This window comes from uncultured Bradyrhizobium sp. (assembly GCF_936928535.1).
GTDB lineage: Bacteria > Pseudomonadota > Alphaproteobacteria > Rhizobiales > Xanthobacteraceae > Bradyrhizobium.
Genome location: NZ_CAKZHY010000173.1, coordinates 133,014 through 153,270, shown reverse-complemented (window position 1 = coordinate 153,270; position 20,257 = coordinate 133,014). Strand labels below are relative to the sequence as shown.

Here is a 20,257-nt window from a genome sequence, read left to right as displayed (position 1 = left end):
GCCCCGATGCAGCCGGGCCGTCGCCCTTCGAGGCTCGCTACGCGAGCACCTCAGGGTGACGGGACCAGCACCCCGCCCCGCTTACCGGCAGGACAATCCCGCGTCGATGGTGGTCCAGAAGCCGCAATGATCAGGCGCGAGCATGGGCGAGCCGGCGTGGGCTTCGAACAGGAACACCGCGACGGTGAAGATGACCAGTGCGGATGAGAAGATGACGATGCGGTTGCGCATAACAGATGCGTTTAGCCGACATCATGGTCGAACTAAGGCGCCCGCCTTCGCTTCTCGCGAGCTACGGCGCGGCAAGCCCGGTTCCGCCTTCGCTCCTGCGGAGCTACGGCGCGACAAGTCCGCCTCCTACGGCGCGGCAGGCCCGCCGCGCTAGCGCGCCAGCCACTCCGCGACTTCCTTCTGCGATTCCGCGCGCGCTTCGGAATCGGTGCCGAAATGGCCGTGCTCGGGTACCGCGGCATCGGTGCTGGCGGAGGCAGCGTGCACCGGCGTGTTGGCGCGGTCGAAATCGTGATAGGCGCCGGGATAGACCACGATGCGCGCGAGCGCGCTGCGGCCGTGCGCGCCGTCCACCATCTGGCGACAGGCCGGGGGCGAGGAGACGTCGTCATTGGCGCCGATCAGCACCAGCGTCGGCACCCGCGTGCTCCAGCCGAGGCCGGCTGAGATCCGGCAATCCGGATAGAACGCGACCGCCGCGCGAAAATCCGGGCCCGCATCCCGCGCGGCGCTCTGCGGCCGCACCGCCCAGAGCAGCGCGCTGGCGCCATTGGCCCAGCCGATCAGGCTGACGCGGTTGCGCGCCACCCAGCTCTGCTTCATCAGCCAGGCGCGCGATGCCGCGATGTCGGTGACGCGCTCGCGCCGCGCCTTGACGTGCATCTCCTTGACGCGGCATTGCGGCCCGAGCTCGCGCGAGCCGTAGCTGTCGGGGAGCAGCACGGCGTTGCCCGATTTGAGCAGGCGCTCGGCCCAGTCGCGATAGCGCGACTGCACGGAATCGGAATGGCTGCCGAGGCCGCCGCAGCCGTGCAGCGCGATCACGGTCGGGAATGGGCCGGCACCATCAGGCTTGAACAGCTGCGCATGCAGCACGCCCGAGGACAGTGGAATCTCGACCGTCTGCGGCGCAGGCGCCGCCGCTGCCTGCACGGCCGACATCAACAGTACTGGGAACAAGGCGGACAAGATGGGGCGCATCGGACTCTGTCGCAGGAGGTGCCGCGAGGCCTCAAGCACTATCATGCGCGAACAGCGCCAAAACATCACAAACCGGTGGGTTTAACGGGCGGACAAGCCACCCTATCTATGCTACATCCAGTCCAACACATCGTGCCCTCCAGGGTTTCCTAGGGAGGGCCTCCCACGGAGACTTTCGACCGTGCTGAACAAGTTCGGCCCTTCGGGCAATGGCGAAGCCCAGGTGCAATATCTCGACGGCGATTTCCGCGTGATCTCGCCGGGGACGTTCGTGCGCTGCGCCATCACCGACGTCAGGATCCCGCTCGACGAATTGAAGTATTGGAGCGTGGATTTGCAGGAAGCCTACGCCACCCCGGCCGCCGTGCTGCAGCGGCATTTTCCGCACGCGCCGAAGCCGCAGAATTAATCTCGATTCGGTAGAGCTCGTAGGGTGGGCAAAGCGAAGCGTGCCCACGTTCTTCGTTACAATTGTCGACAGGTGGTGGGCACGGCGCTTTGCGCCTTTGCCCACCCTACGAGATCAGCGCTTGCTGAAGCGGCGCTCGCGGGCTTTGTAGAGATGGTCGCTGATCAGTTGCTTGAGCCTGGCGGGATCGTCGAACTCGAGCTGGACCGCGAAGGGCACGATGCCTTCGGGCATGCCGTCAGCACCGCGCAGGCGCGCGAGGTCTTTTTCCGTCGTCACCAAAGTGAGCTGCTCGGCTTTCGCGTCGGCTGCAAGGGCAGCAAGCTCAGGCTGCGAGAACATGTGATGATCGGCGAAGGGGCGCGTGCGCGCGACCTCGATGTTGTTGGCGCGAAGGGTGCGGAAGAAGCGCTCGGGATCGCCGATGCCGGCGAAAGCCAGGACACGCTTGCCGAAGAGTTGCGCGACGACAGCCGCATCCGGCTTCAGCCGCGCCCGCAGCACCGGTTTGCCGCGCGCGGAGATCTCCGCCGCGAGATGATCCGCGGCATGGCCGTCGCCGATCAGCACCAGCGCATCGGTGCGCGCGAGCTGGGGCTTGAGCGGCGCGCGCAGGGGGCCGGCGGGAAACACACGGCCATTGCCGAGGCCGCGCTCGCTGTCGATGACGATCAGCGAAGCATCCTTCAGCAGTTTTGGATTCTGGAAACCGTCGTCCATCAGGATGATGGTGGCGCCTTGCGACTTCGCCAGCGCGACGCCGTCGAGGCGATCGCGCGCCACCGCGACCGGCACGTCGCGCACCATCATCAGCGGCTCGTCGCCGATATCGGCCGCGGTGTGGCTGTTACGATCGACCATGACGGGGCCGCGCAAGCGCCCGCCATAGCCGCGGCTGAGCACGATGGGCGTCTCGCCGAGCTCGCGCAGCAGCTTGGTCAGCGCCAGCACGGTCGGGGTCTTGCCGGCGCCGCCGACGTGATAATTGCCGACGCAGAGCACGGGGATGCCGGCGTCAAAGCCCTGGCGCGCCATGCGCCGCGCGGCGATGGCGCCGTAGAGCGCGCCCAACGGGCTGAGCAGATGCGACTTCGGGGAACGCGGCCGGTACCAGAAGGCCGGCTCACGCATTGGCGGCTCCCATCTCGATCCGCAACTGCATCAGATACGGCTCGAGCGCCGTCATGGTGCGATCGAGCGCGCCGCCGAGCTCCTCGACGACGCCTGAACCCGCGCGCTGCACCTTGTCGCGCAACGTGGGCTCGGCCAGCAGCAGGCCGAGCTGCTTGACCAGCGCCTCCTGGCTGTCGGCTTGGCGCGCGCCGCCGCTCTGGTCGAGCGCCGCGTAGACATCGGCGAAATTGAACACGTGCGGGCCATGGACGATGGCCGCGCCTAACTTGATCGCCTCGATCGGATTCTGTCCGCCATGCGGGATCAGCGAGCCGCCCATGAAGACGACAGGCGAGAGACGGTAGAACAGTCCGAGCTCGCCCATGGTGTCGGCGACATAGACATCGGTCGTGGCCGCGAGCGGCTCGTCGCGCGAACGCAGCGCCGGCTTGAGGCCCGATGCCGTGATCATGCCCGCAATCGACGATCCGCGATCCGGATGGCGCGGCACGATCACGGTGAGGAGCTGCGGGAAGATGCCGACGAGGCTGCGATGCGCCGCGACCAGCATCTCGTCCTCGCCCGGATGGGTCGAGGCCGCGACGATGATCGGCCGCCCGCGCGTCATCGCCATCAGCCGATCGAGCTTGGCCGGATCGGCCGGCGGCGCCGGCACGTCGAGCTTGAGATTGCCTGTCGTGACCACGTCGCGGCCGCCGAGCGCGGAGAAACGTTCGGCATCGGTCTTCGATTGCGCGAGGCAGATGTCGAAGCGCGACAGCAGCGCCGAGATGGTGCCATGCATCCGCCGCCAGCGCGGGAAGGAGCGCGGCGACATCCGCCCGTTGATCAGCACCATCGGCACCCGGCGCGCAGCGCCCGCCAGGATCAGGTTCGGCCACAGATCGGATTCGATGAACAGCGCCAGCGACGGCTTCCAATGATCGAGGAAGCGCGCGACATAGCGCGGGGAATCATAGGGCACGTATTGATGGATGACGTCGGGCGGAAAGCGCTTGGCGACGACCGCCGCCGAGGTGACCGTGCCAGACGTGAGCAGGATGCGCAGGTTGAGGTCGCGCAGGCGCTCGATCAGCGCGGCAGCCGCCAGCACCTCGCCGACGCTGGCGCCGTGGATCCACACCAGGGGGCCGTGCGGCCGCACGTCCCGGGAGAGCCCCCGCCGTTCGCCGACCCGCGCGGGGTCTTCCTTGCCCTGCTTGAGCCGCCGCTTGATCAACGCAGGCGCGAGCGGCACGAGGCTCCTGGCCAGGCGCCGATACATCCGCAGCGTCATCGGCAGAGCTTTGGGAAGCGAATGGGGCAACGCGCTAGCCATCGGCAGGACCCGGGCGGCCGAGCTGCGCGTAGGCGCGGCGTGTGGCTTCGTTCAGCGTGTCTTCCAGCTCCTGCCGCAGCGTTTCCATCATGGCGGCATCGGCATCCGGCGGCACGCGGATCTCCTTGATGCCGACCAGAGCGCCGCGGCCGAACGGCAGGTTGATGGTGGTGCGGTCCCAGTTCCTGAGCCGGATGAAGCGGCTGGTCGCCATCGCAAAAGGCATGATCGGCCGCCCCGATTCCCGTGCCAGCATGATGATGCCAAGGCCAGCCACGCGCGAACGCTTGGGGACATCGGCGGTCAACGCGACATTACAACCGTCTTGCAGCGTGTACACCATTTCCCTGAAGGCGCCGACCCCGCCCTTGCGGTGGAACGCGCCGCCGTGATCCCCGGATCCCCTGATCGTTCCGACGCCGAGCCGCTCGGCAGCGATGGCATTGAACTCGCCATCGCGATGGCGCGAGATCAGGACCCTGGCCTTGTGCCAGTCCTTGGTCTTGATGAAAGGCGTCATGAAGTGCTGGCCGTGCCAGAAGGCGAAGATCGCCGGCATCTCCGCCTCGACGATGTCATAGACGTCGGGCGGGTCGAACGTGAATCTGTTGGTCCGCCAGACCAGACGCAGATATTCGGCCGCCAGGACCCCGACGGCACGCTGAAACCAGCTGCTTCTCAGCGTATTGCGAAGCAGTTTTTTCAACGCGCCGGCTTCGGTTCTTGATTGGGGTCGAGCAGCCGGTGCAGGTGGACGATGAAATAGCGCATCTGCGCGTTGTCGACCGTGCTCTGCGCCTTGGCCCGCCAGGCGACGTGGGCGGACGCATAATTCGGGTAGAGGCCGACGACCTCGACCTCGTCGAGATTCTTGAAGATGTTGTGCTCGAGGTCCAGCAGCTCACCGCCGATGACGAGGTGAAGCAGTTGTTGCGGGGCACTATCAGACATGGGTTCGGTTCCTAACAGGCTGCCCGGCAAAGCAGTGGTCGACAAGCACGACGACGGGCGCTTCAGGGCAAGGGACGATTGCGAAAATGCGCGACAATGCTCGCATGACGATCGCGTCCCGCTGCCACCAGCACCCCGTGCGTCACTTCCCGGCGATTATAAAGGATGGGATCTCCAGAGAGGTCGCTCATCCTACCATCCGCTTCCTGCACGATCAAATCGGCCGCCGCAAGATCCCAATCATGGCTATTGCCGCCCGCAAAAGCCGCATCCAGGGAGCCATTGGCAACCCGGCACAGCCGCAGCGCCAGCGAGCCGATTCGCGGGTGCAGCTTGATGTCGCCGGCGTTGGTATTGAGCCGCTCGACCATCGGCTTGGGGCCGGCCATACGGGCGAAGTCGAGCAAGGACCCGGGCGTCGCCCGGACCGGATTGCCGTTCAGCGTGGTGCCCTGGCCGCGGACGGCGAAAAAGAATTCGTTCGTGGTCGGCGCGAACACGGCGGCGAGCACCGGCGCTGAAACCTCGACCAGCGCGACGCTGACACACCATTCGTCATGACCGTTGAGATAGTTGCGGGTGCCGTCGATGGGATCGACCACCCAGGTCAGCCGCCGCGACAATCTCGACGCATCATCGGCGCTCTCCTCCGACAGCCAGCCATAGTCGGGCGTGGCACCGCGCAGGCGCGCTTCGAGCAGATCGTTGACGGCGATGTCGGCTTCCGAGACCGGCGAGGACGCGCCCTTGATCCACTTCTTCAGTTCGGTGCGGAACATCGACTGCGCGAGGTCGCCCGCCTCCCGCACCGTGTCCTGCAGCAAGGCTGCGTCGCGGGTCAGTGTCATCGTGTCGGAAAAGTCAGCGTCCGCCAAGCGTCAGTCCCTCGATGCGCACCGTCGGCGCATTGATGCCGTAGCGGAACTCGAGATTGTTGGCCGGCTGCATCGACTTGAAGATCTCGAACAGATGGCCGGCGATCGTCACCTCGCTGACGGGATAGGTGAGCTCGCCATTCTCGATCCAGAAGCCGGAAGCGCCGCGGCTGTAATCGCCGGTGACGCCGTTGACGCCGGACCCGATCAAATCGGTGACGTAGAAACCCTGCTTGATGTCGGAGATCAGCTCGGCCGGCGTCGGCGTGCCTGCTTCGAGATGCAGATTATACGGTCCGGGCGAGGGCGAGGACGAGACGCCGCGATGGGCGTGGCCCGTTGTGGTGAGGCCGAGCTCGCGCGCGGTCGCGCAGTCGAGCAGCCAGGTCGTCAGCACGCCCTCGTCGACCAGCGCGATCCGCTTCACCGCGACGCCTTCGGCGTCGAAGGTCTGCGAGCGCAGGCCGCGCTTCCGAAGGGGATCGTCGATGATGCGGATGTTTTTCGAAAACAGCTGCTGACCAAGCTTGTCCTTGAGGAAGCTGGTCTTGCGCGCGATCGATGCGCCGTTGATGGCGCCGACGACATGGCCGACCAGCGAGCCGGCGACGCGCGGGTCGAACACGACGGGCACCTTGCAGGTCTCGACCTTGCGCGGATTGTAGCGTGCCACGGTGCGCTCGCCGGCGGAGCGGCCGACGACCTCAGGCGACAACAGATCGGCAGCGTGCGGCGCCGAGGTGAAATCGTAGTCGCGCTCCATGCCGGTGCCCTCGCCGGCGATGGCGGTCGCCGAGATGCCCTGGCTGGAACGCAAGTAAGAGCCGTGGAAGCCGGTCGAGGTGACCAGCACCATGCCGCCCATGCCTGCTGAGGCCGAGGCGCCGCCGGATTTCGACACGCCCTTCACGGCAAGCGCGGCAGCTTCCGCTTCGAGCGCGCGGCGCTCGAGCTCTGATGTCGCGGGCACATTGGGATCGAGCAGGTCGAGATCGGGGAAATCGCGCGCCAGCAGCGCCGGATCGGCAAGCCCAACATATTTGTCATCAGGCGCGACCCGCGCCATCGCCACCGCGCGCTCGGCAAGCTTGGTGACGGCATCGCCGCTCGCGTCATTGGTCGAGACGACGGCCTGGCGCTGGCCGACCAGCACGCGCAGGCCGACATCGTCGCCCTCGGACCGCTCGGATTCCTCGACGCGGCCGTCGCGCACCTCGACGCCTTGCGAGATGCCGCGCACTGCGACCGCATCGGCCGCATCGGCGCCGGCGCGCTTCGCCGCCTCGACCAGGCGTTGCGCCAGATCCGACAGCGCGGATTGATCAAACAGATCGCTAGTGGCTTTTGACGACAACGTCGAGCTTGCGGATGGTGAAGAGTTCACGAACGAAATCCTGTTGGGGCGCGCGGGAAGTTTCGGGGCGATCTTTAGGCCCTGAACACCAGATGTGCCCAATTGGTGCGGACTTCAAGCACTTTCAGCCCGGAGAAGGCTCAGATTCGACGGCTTTACGCAACGTCTCGTCAATCATGCGCGCCAAGGTCTTGTCAATCATGGCGGGCGGTGACGCTGGATTAACCAGCCTTTTTAAGCGGTTTCGGAAAGCACCGCGCTAAGGTCCTCGCATCGACCGGGAACATAATCCTGGCGGGGAGAACGAAAGCCGTGAGGCGTCAAACAGCAACATGCGGGGTCAACCCCGCCGGGTCGAGCCGCAGCTTGCGGCTCGACCCTCTTTCCCTTCCGGTCCGCTTCGATGCGCATGATCCGCGCGCCGACGGCTACACCAGGCAGATCGAACTTCATCGTGAGCGTGTCGTGCTGCGCCGTGCCGTGCGCGGCATGCAGATGGCGATCAACGTCCGCGTCAGCGATTTCACCGGCGTCGCACTGCGCGGCAATGACGAGGCACAGACGCTCGTCCTCGTGCACCGCGATCCCTCACTCTCCGTCCCGCTGCTGGTCAGCGCCGATGGCGACGAGCTCACGGAAGCCTGGGCGACCTGGAGCGAGATCTTCGCGCTGCCGCAGCTCGACGAAGGCGCCCGCAAGCCGGCACCGCGCCGCCGCCGCGCCAATGCGATCCGCGCCCGCCGTCCGAAATTCCTGATGCGCCGCCGCACTGCCATGACGCGGGAGCTGCCGGTTCATCGCGAGGAACGCGAGATCATCGCAAGGAATTGAGCGGCAATCACGGTGCCGGAGGGTGGGCAAAGCGAAGCATGCCCACGGCTTCTATCCATCATTGAGAGATCGTGGCACGGCGCAAGCGCGCCTTTGCCCACCCTACGCGTCACGCCGCTCGCATCACCGCGTCGGTCAGCAATCCCGCAAACAGCAGCGCTCCCGCATGCTTGTTCGAATAGAACAGGCGCTTGCACAATTCGGGATCGTCAATCCTCAGTCGCTTGATCTGCCAGCCCAGATGAACGGCAAAGGCCGCAAGCCCGATCCACGCCGGCCAACGTGCATCGGCTGACGCCATGGCGACGCCGATCAACATCACCGCAAGACCGTAAAACAGGATCAGCGCCTGGTGCGTATGTGCGCCGAACAGGCGCGCGGTGGATTTGACGCCGATCAGCGCATCGTCCTCGGCGTCCTGGTGCCCGTAGATCGTGTCATAGCCGATCACCCAGGCGATCGACCCGGCATAGAGCACCAGCGCGGTGACATCGATGCGTCCGAACGTGACGGCAAAGCCCATCAGCGCGCCCCAGGAGAAGGCCAGCCCAAGGAAGACCTGCGGCCACCAGGTGACACGCTTCATGAAGGGATAGATCGCGACGACCAACAGCGAAGCGATGCCGGTCATGACGGCGAAGCGGTTGAACTGCAGCAGCACGGCGAGGCCGACCAGCGCCTGCGCGACCAGGAAGGCCAGCGCCTGCTTCACGGAGATGCGCCCCGACGGCAGCGGCCGCGAGCGGGTGCGTTCGACCTTGGCGTCGAGGTCGCGGTCGGTGATGTCGTTCCAGGCGCAGCCGGCGCCGCGCATCACGAAGGCGCCGACGAAGAACAGCACGATGACGAGCGGCAGGCGATGGACGTCATGCGCCATGCCGCTCGCGAGCGCCGCCGACCACCAGCACGGCATCAGCAGAAGCCAGGAGCCGATCGGACGATCGTAGCGGGACAAGCGCAGATAGGGCTGCGCCCATTGCGGCGCGAGCGTATCGACCCAGTTGCCGGTGGAATCGGCAACGCGGGCTGATGTGTCGCTCATCTGGTGAGGACGTTGCCGTTGAGCGTGTCGAAGGTGCTGCCGCCCTTCTTGGTGGCATTGGCTTCCGGCGCCGAGCCCGAACCCACCACCTCGCTCAGCGACGGGCCGGCCGGACCGCGCGGCGCGTTCGCCATCTGCTGCGCGACGTTGCAGACCTTGGTCTGCATGGCCTCGGTGTTCTTGTGACTGTCCTTCATCTGCCCGGCGACATTCGGCGGGATTCCGCATTTGGCGGCGTGGGTCTCGATATATTTGATCATCTTGAACTCGGCCTGGCTGAAGCTCCTTATCAACTTGCAGGCCTCATCAGGCGCAGCGTGGCGATCGCTCGCGGCCTTGATCAGCTTGCCGCGCTTCTCGGCGTCCTCGCGGAGCGGCATGAACGCCTTCATGCAATCCTCACCGGGACCAGCCTGGGTCGGCGGAGCCGCGCTGAAGGCGCCTGCGCCACCGATGGGAGCTGCGCCATTGACCGGGAACGAGGCCTGCGGCGGTGCGCCGACGGAGGCGACCGGCGCTCGGCCGTTCACGGGCGGAAATGCGGGATCGGCCGCGGATTGATTAGGTAGCGGGGCCGGGAACCCCTGGGCATGAGCGCCCGCGGCGCCCATGACGACCATGGCTGCAGTGATCGGAACCATCAAACGACGGATCATCAAGATAGTCTCTCCGGCAGGAGCTACGGGCTCAGGCGTCTTCACAATTGAAGCGCAACCAGCGTGCTGGCGTTTTTACGATTCCCGCCAGCGCTTAACAACCCGTCGAATAGGGCAAGAGCGCGGCGTGCCGACGCACCAATCCGGCGATATTTACCCCCCAAACTACTGCTTTCGGTTAAGAACGGCGACAAATCGGACCTGAACCAATGCCCTCCCACGATTTTCGCGCCCCTCGCCTGTTCGTCGACGCCCCCCTGGCCCGGGATGCCAGGCTTCCGCTCGACCGCGACCAGAGCAACTATCTCGGCAATGTGCTGCGGCTTGCCGCTGGAGCCGAGGTTTTGGCCTTCAACGGCCGCGATGGCGAATGGCAGGCCGCGATCGAGGGCCGCAAGCGGCCCGATCATCTCGTCATCCTCCAGCCGGTCCGCCCCCAGGACCGGCTGCCCGACCTCGCTTATGTCTTCGCCCCGCTCAAGCACGCCCGGCTCGACTACATGGTCCAGAAGGCCATCGAAATGGGCGCGGCCACGCTTCAACCGGTCCTGACCCGGTTCACCCAGGCCTCCCGGGTCAACACCGAGCGGATGCGTGCCAACGTCATCGAGGCCGCCGAACAATGCGGCATTCTGAGCATCGCCGCGGTTGCCGAACCCGTGCCGCTGGAGCGGTATCTCAGTCAGCGCCCGGCGGGTCGCCTGCTCATCTTCTGCGACGAGGCGGCGGAGGTCCAAGGTCCCATCCAAAGCCTGCAAGGCGCAAGCGAGGCCGGCCAAGGTATCGACGTGCTGATCGGACCGGAAGGCGGCTTTGCGGAGGAAGAGCGTGCCCTGCTGCTGCGGCAGCCGAAAATCCTGCGGCTGGCGCTGGGCCCGCGGATCATGCGGGCCGACACCGCCGCAGTGGCGGCGTTGGCACTGGTCCAGGCAGTGCTCGGCGACTGGGCCGGCGGAAGCAGCTAGATCGTCACGCCAGGCGTGCGATCTTGGCTTCTAGCTATGCTCGCGCAGCGATCGATACAGAGTCTCGGACGGCAACTCTCCGAACGCCGCCCTGTAGCTCGCAGCGAACTCGCTCAAATGCCAGAAGCCGTGCGCAATGGCGCAGGCCTTCACGCTGCGCCGAGCCGGACCGGTGCGGAGCTGCCGGCGCACCGACCAGAGGCGCAAGACCCTGGAATAGCGGTGCGGGCTCATGCCGCAGACGGCCTGCGTCGCACTCTGGAGAGTTCGGACCGACACGCCCACACGCTCCGCGATTTCAGTGGTCTTGTGCCAGATCGTCAGATCGTGCCGGATCAGTCTTTCCATCTCGGCGACGATGCGCAGATAGGTCGACGTCGTGGCGCGCGCAGAACGGCTGTCCACGCTGGTTGCGATGGCAGTGTTCATCACATTGAGCAGCAATTGCTCGACAGCCGCCCGCGACGTCGGCTCGTTCAGGAAGTCTGGATCGTTGGCGGCCGTTTCAAGCGTCGTGGAGATCCGGTCGCGCAGGGCGGCCAGCATGTCCGCTTCAGGGCTCAGCAAATGATAGCCATCCAGGCGAGACCAGGGCTCGCACGCGGGCGGCGTGAAGTAGATAACACCGATCAGACGGCCAACCGGCTCGTGGACCAGGCAGTCGGAGGCGCCCCTCAGAACGACGATGGAGCTACCGATCGGCTGCCCATTGATGCGCGTCGAGGTCACTTGGTCCATCGGTACCACCACGGCCGCGGCATGCGCCAATTGGTACCCGCGAATGATCCGCGGAAAGGTCTTCACCAGCGACAGGCTGAGATTCGGCAGGCTGAGCCGTGCACGCATGATCGCAGTCGAGCCTGACGACAACGGCATGCTCGACGCACCGGCATATTTCTCGCTGTCGCCGAAATGATCGATGTCGTACGTTTGCAGCTCGAGCGCCGGGGACGATTTGAGACCCTGGAACGACAACAGGCGTTCCGCTGCGGTCTGGTTCACTCCATCGCGGGCAATGTCGAGAATGCTTTGATCCATATCCTGCCGCTTACTTCCCCGTCTTGGTCGCGATCGCGAATTTGGCGGCGCTCAGATCATCCGGTCCGTTGATGCCGGCGCGCTTGAGATCGCGAAGCAGTTTTGTGAGCAGCAGCATGTTGGTCTTCTGCAGTTCGTGATTGTTGCCGAACTTGAACGCGTTCTGCTCGGTCACGATCAGTCCGGCCTTGGTCTCGGCGAGAATCTTGCGCCGCTTCAGTCCCGTCACGCGACGGCGAACCGTCTCCAGCGGCAGGCTGAGGAAACGAGAGAGCGCCGCGCGCGACACACCCTGCTTGATCGTATCCGGCTCGACCGTGTGAATGCTCGAAAACTTCTCGTCCAGCGACCGATCGTTCATCACGTTGATGACGTTCGCATTGAGAATCGCGTGAACGATCAGAAGGTCCATCGGATCGAATTCTTCGTAGTTCCGGAACATCTCGCTGATCGAAAACAGCATGTAGGCCAGCGTGTGCCGCGAGACCGTCCGGATGACATCAGAATCATTACGCATGAATCGGAAACCAGCATTGATGTTGTAAACGAAGGCAGCAGCGAACGTACCCTCAGGCATACCCAAATTGAGTATGCGACAACTTGCCAAGTAGTCTCAATCTCTCATTGTGACTCACTGTGACGTTGCGGATGGATGAGACGCGCGCGCCGACGAAGTCCCGATCGACACCGCGGCTGGGAGACACGGTCAGTCGATGGCTGCCGTGTCCTCGATGCACGACGGCATCCAGCTCTTTCGATGATGCCTGCTCCGTTCAGCCGGCGATCCGACAGGAATGAACGATCATGGACGACGATGTTTGGGAGCGCCAGGCATTAGGTCTGATCAAGACTTTTCTCGGCATCACGGACGCGCGCAAGAGGCAGAGAATTCTCACTCTGGCCGAGCAACTCGCCTCTGGCGCGACGTCGGACACCGCAGAACCTGGCGTGCCCGAAGCGTCCACCGTGGAGGAGCGCGGAGATACCCCAGGCCGCGTTGAATGAAGCAAGGCACCACCGGCCACTTCTAACCACGCCGCGAAAGTCAGTATTCAGGTATAATAGTACCTTTATGTCTCGCCCCTTGTGGGTGGGTGAGCCGTGCTGGGGGGATCCAGCCGGGACCGCCCGGACGGCTCCAAAGTCGTTAAGCGATTGATCCTTTGGAGGTCGAAACCGTTTTCCGGCCATGCTAAGGGCTGCGCCAACTCCGCTCCTCCCCTTGGCTGCCCGGTTCTCCCGGGACGATGGACCCCGAGATGACCGCGACTGCCACCTCAAATGCTGCCGGCTCCGCCGCCTGGGCGGACACGCTGCTGTTGTCGTTCGCGCAGGCCGGCTACGTCAGGGCCGAGCCCGCAATTCTGCAGCCGGCCGAGCCGTTCCTGGACCTGTCGGGCGAGGACATCCGCAAAAGTCTCTATCTGACGACGGACCTCTCCGGCGAAGAGCTCTGCCTGCGCCCCGACCTGACGATCCCCGTCGCGCGCGACTACCTCGCATCCAGCCGCGCCGGCCAACCGGCCGGGTTCAGCTATCTCGGCCCCGTGTTCCGCTATCGCAGCGGACAGGCCAGCGAATTCCTTCAGGCCGGGATCGAGTCGTTCGGCCGCCAGGATCGCGCTGCTGCCGATGCCGAGACGCTGGCGCTGGCATTGGAGGCGACCGCCGCTTTTGGCGTGCGCGACGTCGAAGTCCGTACCGGCGACGTTGCGCTGTTCAACGCGCTGCTCGACGCGCTCAATCTTTATCCGGTCTGGCGCCGCCGCCTGGTCAAGGACTTCAACCGCAAGATCAGCCTCGAGCAGGATCTGGAGCGGCTGGCGGCGGAGACCACCGCGCCCCGCAGCGAATATGAGGGCGTGCTGGCGGCACTGGCCGGCTCCGACCGCAAGGCGGCGCTGGCCTTCGTCACCGACCTGATGTCGATTGCCGGCACCACCAATGTCGGCGGCCGCACCACGGCCGAGATCGCCGACCGCTTCCTCGAGCAATCGACGTTGAAGAGCGGCGCGCTGCCGCGCGAGGCGATCACCGTCCTGAAGCGCTTCCTGTCGATCTCAGGCAATCCGGACGAGGCGGTCGCCGCGCTGCGCGCGCTCACCGCTGACGCCAGGCTCGACCTGAACGGCGCGATCGACCAGCTCGAGAGCCGGGTCGGCTTCATGGCCGCGCGCGGCATCGACGTGAAGAGCACGCGCTTCTCGACCGCGTTCGGGCGCGGCCTCGACTACTACACCGGATTTGAATTCGAGCTGCATCACAGGGGTAACGGCACCGAGCCGCTGGTTGCCGGTGGTCGCTATGATGGACTGATGACCCAGCTCGGATCGGCCGCTCCCATTCCGGCCGTCGGCTTCTCGGTCTGGGTCGATGCGCTGACCAGCATCGGCCGCAAGGTGGGAGCGTAAGATCATGAGCGCGCCGTTCGTTCTGGCCGTTCCCTCCAAGGGTCGCCTCCAGGAAAACACCGAAGCGTTCTTCGCCCGCGCCGGGCTGAAGCTGTCGAAGGCCGGCGGCGCCCGCGACTATCGCGGCATCATCGCAGGCCTCGACAATGTCGAGGTCGCCTATCTCTCGGCGAGCGAGATCGCCGCGCAATTGTCCCGCGGCTACGCGCATTTCGGCGTCACCGGAGAAGACCTGGTGCGCGACAACATCGCGGATGCGGAGAAGCGCGTGTTGCTGATCGACGGGCTGGGCTTCGGCCATGCCGACGTCGTGGTCGCGGTGCCGCAGGCCTGGATCGACGTCCGCACCATGGCCGATCTCGACGACGTCGCCACCGGCTTCCGCGAGCAGCATCACATGCGGATGCGGGTCGCGACCAAGTTCATCAATCTCACCCGCGCGTTCTTCTCGCAGCGCGGCATCAGTGATTACCGCATTGTCGAAAGCGCGGGCGCGACCGAGGGCGCGCCTGCGGCCGGCAGCGCCGAGCTGATCGTCGACATCACCACGACGGGCGCGACGCTCGCCGCCAACGGGCTGCGGGTGCTCGACGACGGCGTGATCCTGCGCAGCCAGGCCAATCTGGTCGCCTCGAAAGATGCCGACTGGTCGCCGCAAGCCCGCGAGACCGCACGCATCATCCTCGACCACATCGCGGCACGGGCGCGCGCCAACAAATACCGCGAGGTCCGGACCCGCTTCCGGCAATGCGACGCCGCCCTGCTCGGCGAAGCCCACAGCCGCTTCGGCGTCGAGGCTCCGTTCGGGGGGCCGACCTCGTCGGGCATGCTCACGCTGCACTGCCCACCTGGGCAGCTCTATGCGCTGGCGAGCTTCCTGCGCGAACATGGCGCCGAAACCGTCTCGGTGGTCTCGCTCGACTATGTGTTCGATCGGGAGAATCCGCTGTTCGCCAAGCTCGAAGCGTTCTTGCGGCAGTGAGCCCAAAGTCTATTGCACCGTCTCGTTCAGCGTAGCGACAGCAAGTCGCAGCTACCATATGCTGTTCAGATGATCTTGAACGCCCTCTGGAACCCCAATCGATGACGCTGGGCTCTGACGTTTCCGGCCTGACCACCAACGCGGCGAGCGCCGCCGCGAAGGGGCTGTCGATCGTCGTCCCCGCCTACAACGAAGCGGCGGGCCTTTCTGCCCTGCACCAGCGCGTCTGCGATCTCGCCAAGACGCTGCGGCAGCGCTACCGGCTCGCCTGCGAAGTCGTCTATGTCGACGACGGCAGCAAGGATGCGACGCTGTCGATCGCCCGTTCGCTGCCGGCCGACGCGATCGACGTCCAGGTGGTATCGCTGTCCCGCAATTTCGGCAAAGAGGCCGCGCTGATGGCCGGCCTCGACCATGCCCGGCTCGGCGCCGTCATGTTCATGGACGGCGACGGCCAGCATCCGCCTGCCCTGATCGAGCAGCTGGTGCGGCACTGGATCGAAGACGGCTACGATGTCGTCTATACCGCCAAGGCGCATCGCGACAACGAGAGCTTCCTGCGCCGGCTGTCGGTGCACGGCTTCTACGCGCTGATCAATTGGGGCGCCCGCCAGAAGATTCCGGAGGATGCCGGCGACTTCCGCCTGCTGTCGCCGCGCGCGGTCGCAGCGCTCAGGCAGCTCCCGGAGCGCAACCGCTTCTTCAAGGGGCTGGCGAGCTGGATCGGCTTTCGCCAGATCCGCGTCGATTACGAGCCTGCCGAGCGCGCCCATGGCGTCACGACGTTCAACGCGGCAAGCCTGCTCGGCCTGTCGATCGAAGGCCTGACCTCGTTCTCGGTGGCGCCGCTGCGCTTTGCCAGCCTGCTCGGCGTGCTGCTTGCCGGCGTCGCCTTTCTGTTCGGCCTCTCGATCCTCTGGGAGGTCTTCACGACAGGCAAGCAGGTGCCGGGCTATCCTTCGCTCGTGGTCGGCCTGATGACGATCGGCGGCGTGCAGCTCATCATGATCGGCATCGTCGGCGAATATATCGGCAAGATCCTGTCGGAGCTGAAGGCGCGTCCGATCTACTTCGTCGCCGAGCACAGCGAAAAGCATTTCGAGGCCGACAAGGCCAGCGACGCATCGAACAGGACCGCGGCCGAATGAGCACGGCCGCGCGCCTGCGGCACATCTGGCTCTGCGCCGACGATTACGGCATCAGCCCCGGCGTCAACCGTGCCATTCGCGACCTGATCGAGCGGGGCCGCCTCAACGCCACCTCGGTGATGATGGTGGGGCCCGCGATCGAGCCGAGCGAGGTCGCGGCGCTTCAGGCCGCCGCCAAAGCGAGCCCGCGCTGCGCGATCGGACTGCATGTGACGCTCTCGGCGCCGTTCCGCCCTCTCACCATGCATTTCCGTCCGCTCGACGGCGACATGTTCATGGCCTTTCCGAAGCTGCTGCGGGCAGGTCTTTTGCGGCGGCTCGACAGCGAGTTCTTTCGCAACGAAGTGAGAACGCAGCTACTGGCGTTCGTCGAAGCCTTCGGCCGGGCGCCCGACTTCGTCGACGGCCATCAGCACGTGCAGCTGTTTCCGCAAGTGCGCGACGGCTTTGTCGAGGCCGTCAGCGAAAGCGCGCCAAGGGCCTGGGTGCGCCAGGGCGGACGCGACCTGCCGCTGGCGCAGCGGCTGGCCTCTCCGAAAGCTCTGGTGCTCGATGTGCTCAGCGCGCAATTCCGCCGCCGTGCCGGCCGCGCCGGTCTTGCATTCAATCCCGCCTTTGCCGGCGCCTATGATTTCACACGCGCGGCCGATTTCGGCGGGTTGATGCGGCAATTCCTGGAAGGCCTGCCCGAAGGCGGCCTCGTGATGTGCCATCCCGGCTTTGTCGACGAGGTTCTCACCGGCCTCGACCCGATGACCGACGTCCGCGAGCGCGAGCATGCCTATCTTGCAAGCGACGCCTTCGCCCAGCTGCTCGCGACGAGCCACGTGACATTGGGATGAAACCCGCGGATGCCACCCCGGGGGCAGTCTGTCGCATACCGAAATTTAATCCTGCCGCCACTGTTGGGGCCACAATGGAACCCTACATCCCGCTTGCGCTTGTTTCGCGCGAGGGAGACTGACCATGACGCCGCAGGAACGCCAACTCGTCGACGAGCTTTTCGACCGGCTTTCGAAACTGGAAAATGCACCGCGCGATCCCGACGCGATCGCCGCGATTTCGGACGGTTTACGCAAGGCACCCGGTGCGGTCTATGCGCTGGTGCAGACCACGCTGTTGCAGGACGAAGCGCTCAAGCGCGCCCATAACCGCATCCAGGAGCTGGAAGCGGCCCACGCGGCCGAGCAGCCGCAATCCGGTGGTTTTCTCGACACCATGCGCGACACGCTGTTCGGCGCGAGCCAATCGCGCGGCTCGGTTCCGAACGTGCCGCCGCGCGAGCAGCGGCCGGTCTGGAACAGCGGTCAGGCGATGCAGCAGGCCCAGCCCGGCTACGGCCAGCCGCCTTATGGTCAGGCTTATGGACAGGGCCAAGGATATGGACAGGGTTACGGCGCGCCGCCGGTCGGCGGTGGCGGCTCGTTCCTGGGTACGGCGGCGGCAGCTGCGGCCGGCGTGGTCGGCGGCTCGCTGCTGCTCTCCAGCATTCGCGGCATGATGGGCGGCGGATCGCACCAGGCGTTCGGCGACACCACCATCATCGAGGAACGTGGTGGCGGCTCCACGGGTGGCAGTCCTTGGGGTGGCGACCAGTCCGGCGGCTCGCTTGCGCGCGATGCCGGCCTCGATGACATCGGATCGAACCGCGACTCCCGACAAGGCTTCTTCGACCAGGCCTCGAGCGATCGCGATAACAACGATCAGGGCTACGACAACAACGACAACGGCAATGTCGACATGGCCGACGACAATGATTTCGGCGGCGGCGACGATGGCGGCAGCGATTACGCGTAAGGCTGCGCCACAACGCCAAACAAAAACGGCCGCCGATGAGGCGGCCGTTTTCATGTCGAACGTTCAGACGATCACATCACCACGACCTTGGTGCCGACATTGACGCGGCCATAGAGATCGATGACGTCCTCGTTGCGCATGCGGATGCAGCCGGAGGAGACGTTGGTGCCGATGGTCCAGGGCTCGTTGGAGCCGTGGATGCGATAGAGCGTGGAGCCGAGATACATCGCGCGCGCGCCGAGCGGATTTTCCGGACCACCTTCCATGTGCCTCGGCAAATCGGGACGGCGGGCGATCATTTCCGCCGGCGGCGTCCAATCCGGCCATTCACGCTTGGCGGTGATCGACTTCACGCCGGTCCAGGTGAAACCCTCGCGTCCGACGCCGATGCCGTAGCGCATCGCGCGGCCGTTGCCTTCGACGAGATAGAGGAACTTGTTGGTGGAATCGACCACGATGGTGCCGGCGCCTTCCTTGCCGCTATAGTCAACAAGCTGTTTCTCGAATTTCGGATCGAACGGACGCTGCCGCGGATCGATCGCTTCCTGCTGATAGCTGGCGCCTTGCTGATAGCCGCCCTGCATCTGCGGCTCGCCCATCGGCGGCAGGCGACGCGGGTCGGCATAAGCGGGCTGCTGCTGATAGATCGACTGCTGCGGCGCATAGGCCGGGCCGCGGCCGGGCCCGTCGCCGAACAGGAACTCGATGAAGCCGCCGCCCATATTGGCATTGGAGGCGACGCGCACCGGCGCCGGCGCGGCAGCCGGCTGGTAGAGCACCGCGGGCGGATCGTTCGGCACGGTATTGTCGAAGGCGCTGGCGCTGGGAGCGCCGACCATGCAGGCGCACGCGCTGCCGAGCAGCGCGACAGACATTTTCTTGAACATCGACGTACTCTGTACTGTTTCGTCTCGTTGCATTCGCCGCCGGACGCGCTGGCTGATTTTTCGCGTCCCCGACGTGGTCAATAAAGAGCAAACTCCGTTTCGTTTGGTAAACAGATCGGGCGTTTCGATTCACCACGTCGCGAGCAGCGCTGCAATTTGGCGATCAGCGTTTATTTTCGATGAAGGGCAACGCCTCATGGTTAATCGTGCGTTTGCGCGCCGTCGCGCGCGGCTGCACAACAGTTCCTCGCGTGAACCTCGTGTTAAATTGCTTCGGCCTACAAAGACGCGTGAGTGAGGTGGGGGGAGTATCCTGATGGCTGTTCACCGCAAGCGTTTTCGTGTCGAGGATATCGCCGGTGGCGAGATGCCAGTTCTGGACGTGACTGAAGAGGCCGGCCCGATGCATAGCGAAATCATGGCGGAGCTGCGCGCGATCCGCGCACAGATGGCGAAAGGCAGCGCGCCCTTGTCCGGTAGCGCAGCGATGGCCGCGATCGACGCCTCCACGGCCCACGAGCTTTCCGAAGCACGCACGATGCTCGACACCTATCGGGCCCAGATCGAGCAGTGCGAGAAGCTGAAAGTCGAGCTCGACCTCATCCACGACGCCATCGACCGCACCAAGCGCGAGATCGCGACCCTGCACGGCAAGAGCTTCGACGGCGGCGAGATGGCCAAGGTCAATGGCGAGCTCGGCGCCGTGGTCGGCGGCACCGAACAGGCGACCCAGCAGATCCTCGAAGCGGCGGAGTCGATCGACCAGGCCGCGAGCGCGATGTCCAAGGTCGACTCGATCGATCAGCAGAAGCGGCTCGCCGACGACATCCAGGAACGCGTCATCTCGATCTTCGAGGCCTGCAACTTCCAGGACCTGACCGGCCAGCGCATCAGCAAGGTCATGACCACGATGAAGTTCATCGAGCAGCACATCAATGCGATGATGGAGATCTGGGGTGGCGTCGACGCCATCAAGGCCCACGTGCCGGCGCCGGTCGATACGCGCAGCGACGACGAAAAGCTGCTCAACGGCCCGAAGCTCGCCGGCGACGCCGGCCACGCCTCGCAGGACGACATCGACGCGCTGTTCGACTGAGCGAACGCGACAAACGGAAAAACAAAACGCCGGCGCGAGCCGGCGTTTTTTGTTTCTCGCGAGATGCTTTCCCTTCTCCCCTCGTGGGAGAAGGTGGCGCGAAGCGCCGGATGAGGGGTTCTCTCAACTCGCAAGACGGTTCGTGAGGATA

At 65.3% G+C, this 20,257-nt stretch carries 23 protein-coding genes; 10 read left to right on the top strand and 13 right to left on the bottom strand.

The features are described from left to right. Window positions 1-81: 81 nt before the first annotated feature. Both Q0687_RS35780 and Q0687_RS35775 read right to left on the bottom strand, forming a co-directional pair. Entirely contained in the window at window positions 82-231 is a 150-nt protein-coding gene (locus tag Q0687_RS35780) for a hypothetical protein (RefSeq protein WP_298887773.1), read from the bottom strand. 150 nt (window positions 232-381) lie between these two features. After that, window positions 382-1,212, bottom strand: coding sequence for a dienelactone hydrolase family protein (locus tag Q0687_RS35775; RefSeq protein WP_298887771.1), 831 nt, complete (start codon window positions 1,210-1,212; stop codon window positions 382-384). 181 nt (window positions 1,213-1,393) lie between these two features. On the opposite strand from Q0687_RS35775, the gene Q0687_RS35770 reads away from it, so the two are divergent. Further along, window positions 1,394-1,621 (top strand): DUF2093 domain-containing protein, encoded by a 228-nt coding sequence (locus Q0687_RS35770; protein ID WP_298887769.1) that lies wholly within the window; start codon window positions 1,394-1,396, stop codon window positions 1,619-1,621. 114 nt (window positions 1,622-1,735) lie between these two features. Here Q0687_RS35770 and lpxK read toward each other — a convergent pair whose 3' ends face one another. From lpxK to Q0687_RS35740, 6 genes are all read right to left on the bottom strand, one after another. After that, the gene (gene lpxK, locus Q0687_RS35765) at window positions 1,736-2,752 is read right to left on the bottom strand and encodes a tetraacyldisaccharide 4'-kinase (RefSeq protein WP_298887767.1); all 1,017 of its coding nucleotides are present in this window, start codon (window positions 2,750-2,752) and stop codon (window positions 1,736-1,738) included. Then, window positions 2,745-4,073 (bottom strand): 3-deoxy-D-manno-octulosonic acid transferase, encoded by a 1,329-nt coding sequence (locus Q0687_RS35760; protein ID WP_298887764.1) that lies wholly within the window; start codon window positions 4,071-4,073, stop codon window positions 2,745-2,747. Before Q0687_RS35760 ends, lpxK begins: the two co-directional genes overlap by 8 nt. After that, window positions 4,066-4,779, bottom strand: a complete 714-nt coding sequence (locus Q0687_RS35755; RefSeq protein ID WP_298887761.1) for a lysophospholipid acyltransferase family protein — start codon at window positions 4,777-4,779, stop codon at window positions 4,066-4,068. Before Q0687_RS35755 ends, Q0687_RS35760 begins: the two co-directional genes overlap by 8 nt. Next, window positions 4,776-5,024 carry a DUF4170 domain-containing protein gene (locus Q0687_RS35750; protein ID WP_298887758.1) on the bottom strand — a complete coding sequence of 83 codons (249 nt, stop codon included), beginning with the start codon at window positions 5,022-5,024 and terminating at the stop codon, window positions 4,776-4,778. The genes Q0687_RS35755 and Q0687_RS35750 overlap by 4 nt, the downstream gene beginning before the upstream one ends. Window positions 5,025-5,086: 62 nt before the next feature. Then, on the bottom strand, window positions 5,087-5,899 hold the full coding sequence (locus Q0687_RS35745; RefSeq protein WP_298887755.1) for a 3'(2'),5'-bisphosphate nucleotidase CysQ: 813 nt from the start codon (window positions 5,897-5,899) through the stop codon (window positions 5,087-5,089). Then, window positions 5,886-7,283, bottom strand: a complete 1,398-nt coding sequence (locus tag Q0687_RS35740; protein WP_298887752.1) for a TldD/PmbA family protein — start codon at window positions 7,281-7,283, stop codon at window positions 5,886-5,888. Before Q0687_RS35740 ends, Q0687_RS35745 begins: the two co-directional genes overlap by 14 nt. Before the next feature lie 282 nt (window positions 7,284-7,565). Here Q0687_RS35740 and Q0687_RS35735 point away from each other — a divergent pair, with 282 nt between their 5' ends. Then, on the top strand, window positions 7,566-8,084 hold the full coding sequence (locus Q0687_RS35735) for a DUF6101 family protein (RefSeq protein ID WP_298887748.1): 519 nt from the start codon (window positions 7,566-7,568) through the stop codon (window positions 8,082-8,084). A 109-nt stretch (window positions 8,085-8,193) separates the two neighbouring features. Here the strand turns inward: Q0687_RS35735 and ubiA are convergent, their stop codons facing one another. Beyond that, the gene (ubiA, locus tag Q0687_RS35730; protein WP_298887745.1) at window positions 8,194-9,126 is read right to left on the bottom strand and encodes a 4-hydroxybenzoate octaprenyltransferase; all 933 of its coding nucleotides are present in this window, start codon (window positions 9,124-9,126) and stop codon (window positions 8,194-8,196) included. After that, window positions 9,123-9,782, bottom strand: a complete 660-nt coding sequence (locus tag Q0687_RS35725; RefSeq protein ID WP_298887788.1) for a hypothetical protein — start codon at window positions 9,780-9,782, stop codon at window positions 9,123-9,125. Before Q0687_RS35725 ends, ubiA begins: the two co-directional genes overlap by 4 nt. Window positions 9,783-9,991: 209 nt before the next feature. Between Q0687_RS35725 and Q0687_RS35720 the strand changes: the two genes are divergently transcribed. Continuing rightward, window positions 9,992-10,747 carry a 16S rRNA (uracil(1498)-N(3))-methyltransferase gene (locus tag Q0687_RS35720; protein ID WP_298887743.1) on the top strand — a complete coding sequence of 252 codons (756 nt, stop codon included), beginning with the start codon at window positions 9,992-9,994 and terminating at the stop codon, window positions 10,745-10,747. A 30-nt stretch (window positions 10,748-10,777) separates the two neighbouring features. On the opposite strand, the gene Q0687_RS35715 is transcribed toward Q0687_RS35720, so the two are convergent. Continuing rightward, window positions 10,778-11,785, bottom strand: a complete 1,008-nt coding sequence (locus Q0687_RS35715; protein WP_298887740.1) for a helix-turn-helix domain-containing protein — start codon at window positions 11,783-11,785, stop codon at window positions 10,778-10,780. Window positions 11,786-11,795: 10 nt separating this feature from the next. Further along, window positions 11,796-12,302 (bottom strand): hypothetical protein, encoded by a 507-nt coding sequence (locus tag Q0687_RS35710; RefSeq protein WP_298887737.1) that lies wholly within the window; start codon window positions 12,300-12,302, stop codon window positions 11,796-11,798. A gap of 287 nt (window positions 12,303-12,589) precedes the next feature. On the opposite strand from Q0687_RS35710, the gene Q0687_RS35705 reads away from it, so the two are divergent. The 6 genes from Q0687_RS35705 to Q0687_RS35680 all read left to right on the top strand — a co-directional run bounded on the left by Q0687_RS35705 (window position 12,590) and on the right by Q0687_RS35680 (window position 18,123). Then, window positions 12,590-12,790, top strand: coding sequence for a hypothetical protein (locus Q0687_RS35705; RefSeq protein WP_298887736.1), 201 nt, complete (start codon window positions 12,590-12,592; stop codon window positions 12,788-12,790). A 254-nt stretch (window positions 12,791-13,044) separates the two neighbouring features. Then, complete coding sequence (locus Q0687_RS35700) at window positions 13,045-14,196, top strand: ATP phosphoribosyltransferase regulatory subunit (protein WP_298887733.1); 1,152 nt, start codon at window positions 13,045-13,047, stop codon at window positions 14,194-14,196. Between the two features lie 4 nt (window positions 14,197-14,200). Beyond that, complete coding sequence (gene hisG / locus Q0687_RS35695; protein WP_298887729.1) at window positions 14,201-15,178, top strand: ATP phosphoribosyltransferase; 978 nt, start codon at window positions 14,201-14,203, stop codon at window positions 15,176-15,178. A 101-nt stretch (window positions 15,179-15,279) separates the two neighbouring features. After that, window positions 15,280-16,326, top strand: a complete 1,047-nt coding sequence (locus Q0687_RS35690) for a glycosyltransferase family 2 protein (protein ID WP_298887727.1) — start codon at window positions 15,280-15,282, stop codon at window positions 16,324-16,326. After that, entirely contained in the window at window positions 16,323-17,168 is an 846-nt protein-coding gene (locus tag Q0687_RS35685; RefSeq protein WP_298887724.1) for a ChbG/HpnK family deacetylase, read from the top strand. The genes Q0687_RS35690 and Q0687_RS35685 overlap by 4 nt, the downstream gene beginning before the upstream one ends. 124 nt (window positions 17,169-17,292) lie before the next feature. Then, window positions 17,293-18,123, top strand: coding sequence for a DUF2076 domain-containing protein (locus Q0687_RS35680; protein ID WP_298887721.1), 831 nt, complete (start codon window positions 17,293-17,295; stop codon window positions 18,121-18,123). Window positions 18,124-18,194: 71 nt separating this feature from the next. Here the strand turns inward: Q0687_RS35680 and Q0687_RS35675 are convergent, their stop codons facing one another. Continuing rightward, complete coding sequence (locus Q0687_RS35675) at window positions 18,195-19,010, bottom strand: L,D-transpeptidase (RefSeq protein ID WP_298887718.1); 816 nt, start codon at window positions 19,008-19,010, stop codon at window positions 18,195-18,197. Window positions 19,011-19,326: 316 nt separating this feature from the next. Here Q0687_RS35675 and Q0687_RS35670 point away from each other — a divergent pair, with 316 nt between their 5' ends. Next, window positions 19,327-20,106, top strand: a complete 780-nt coding sequence (locus Q0687_RS35670; RefSeq protein WP_298887717.1) for a protein phosphatase CheZ — start codon at window positions 19,327-19,329, stop codon at window positions 20,104-20,106. Window positions 20,107-20,257: the final 151 nt, after the last annotated feature.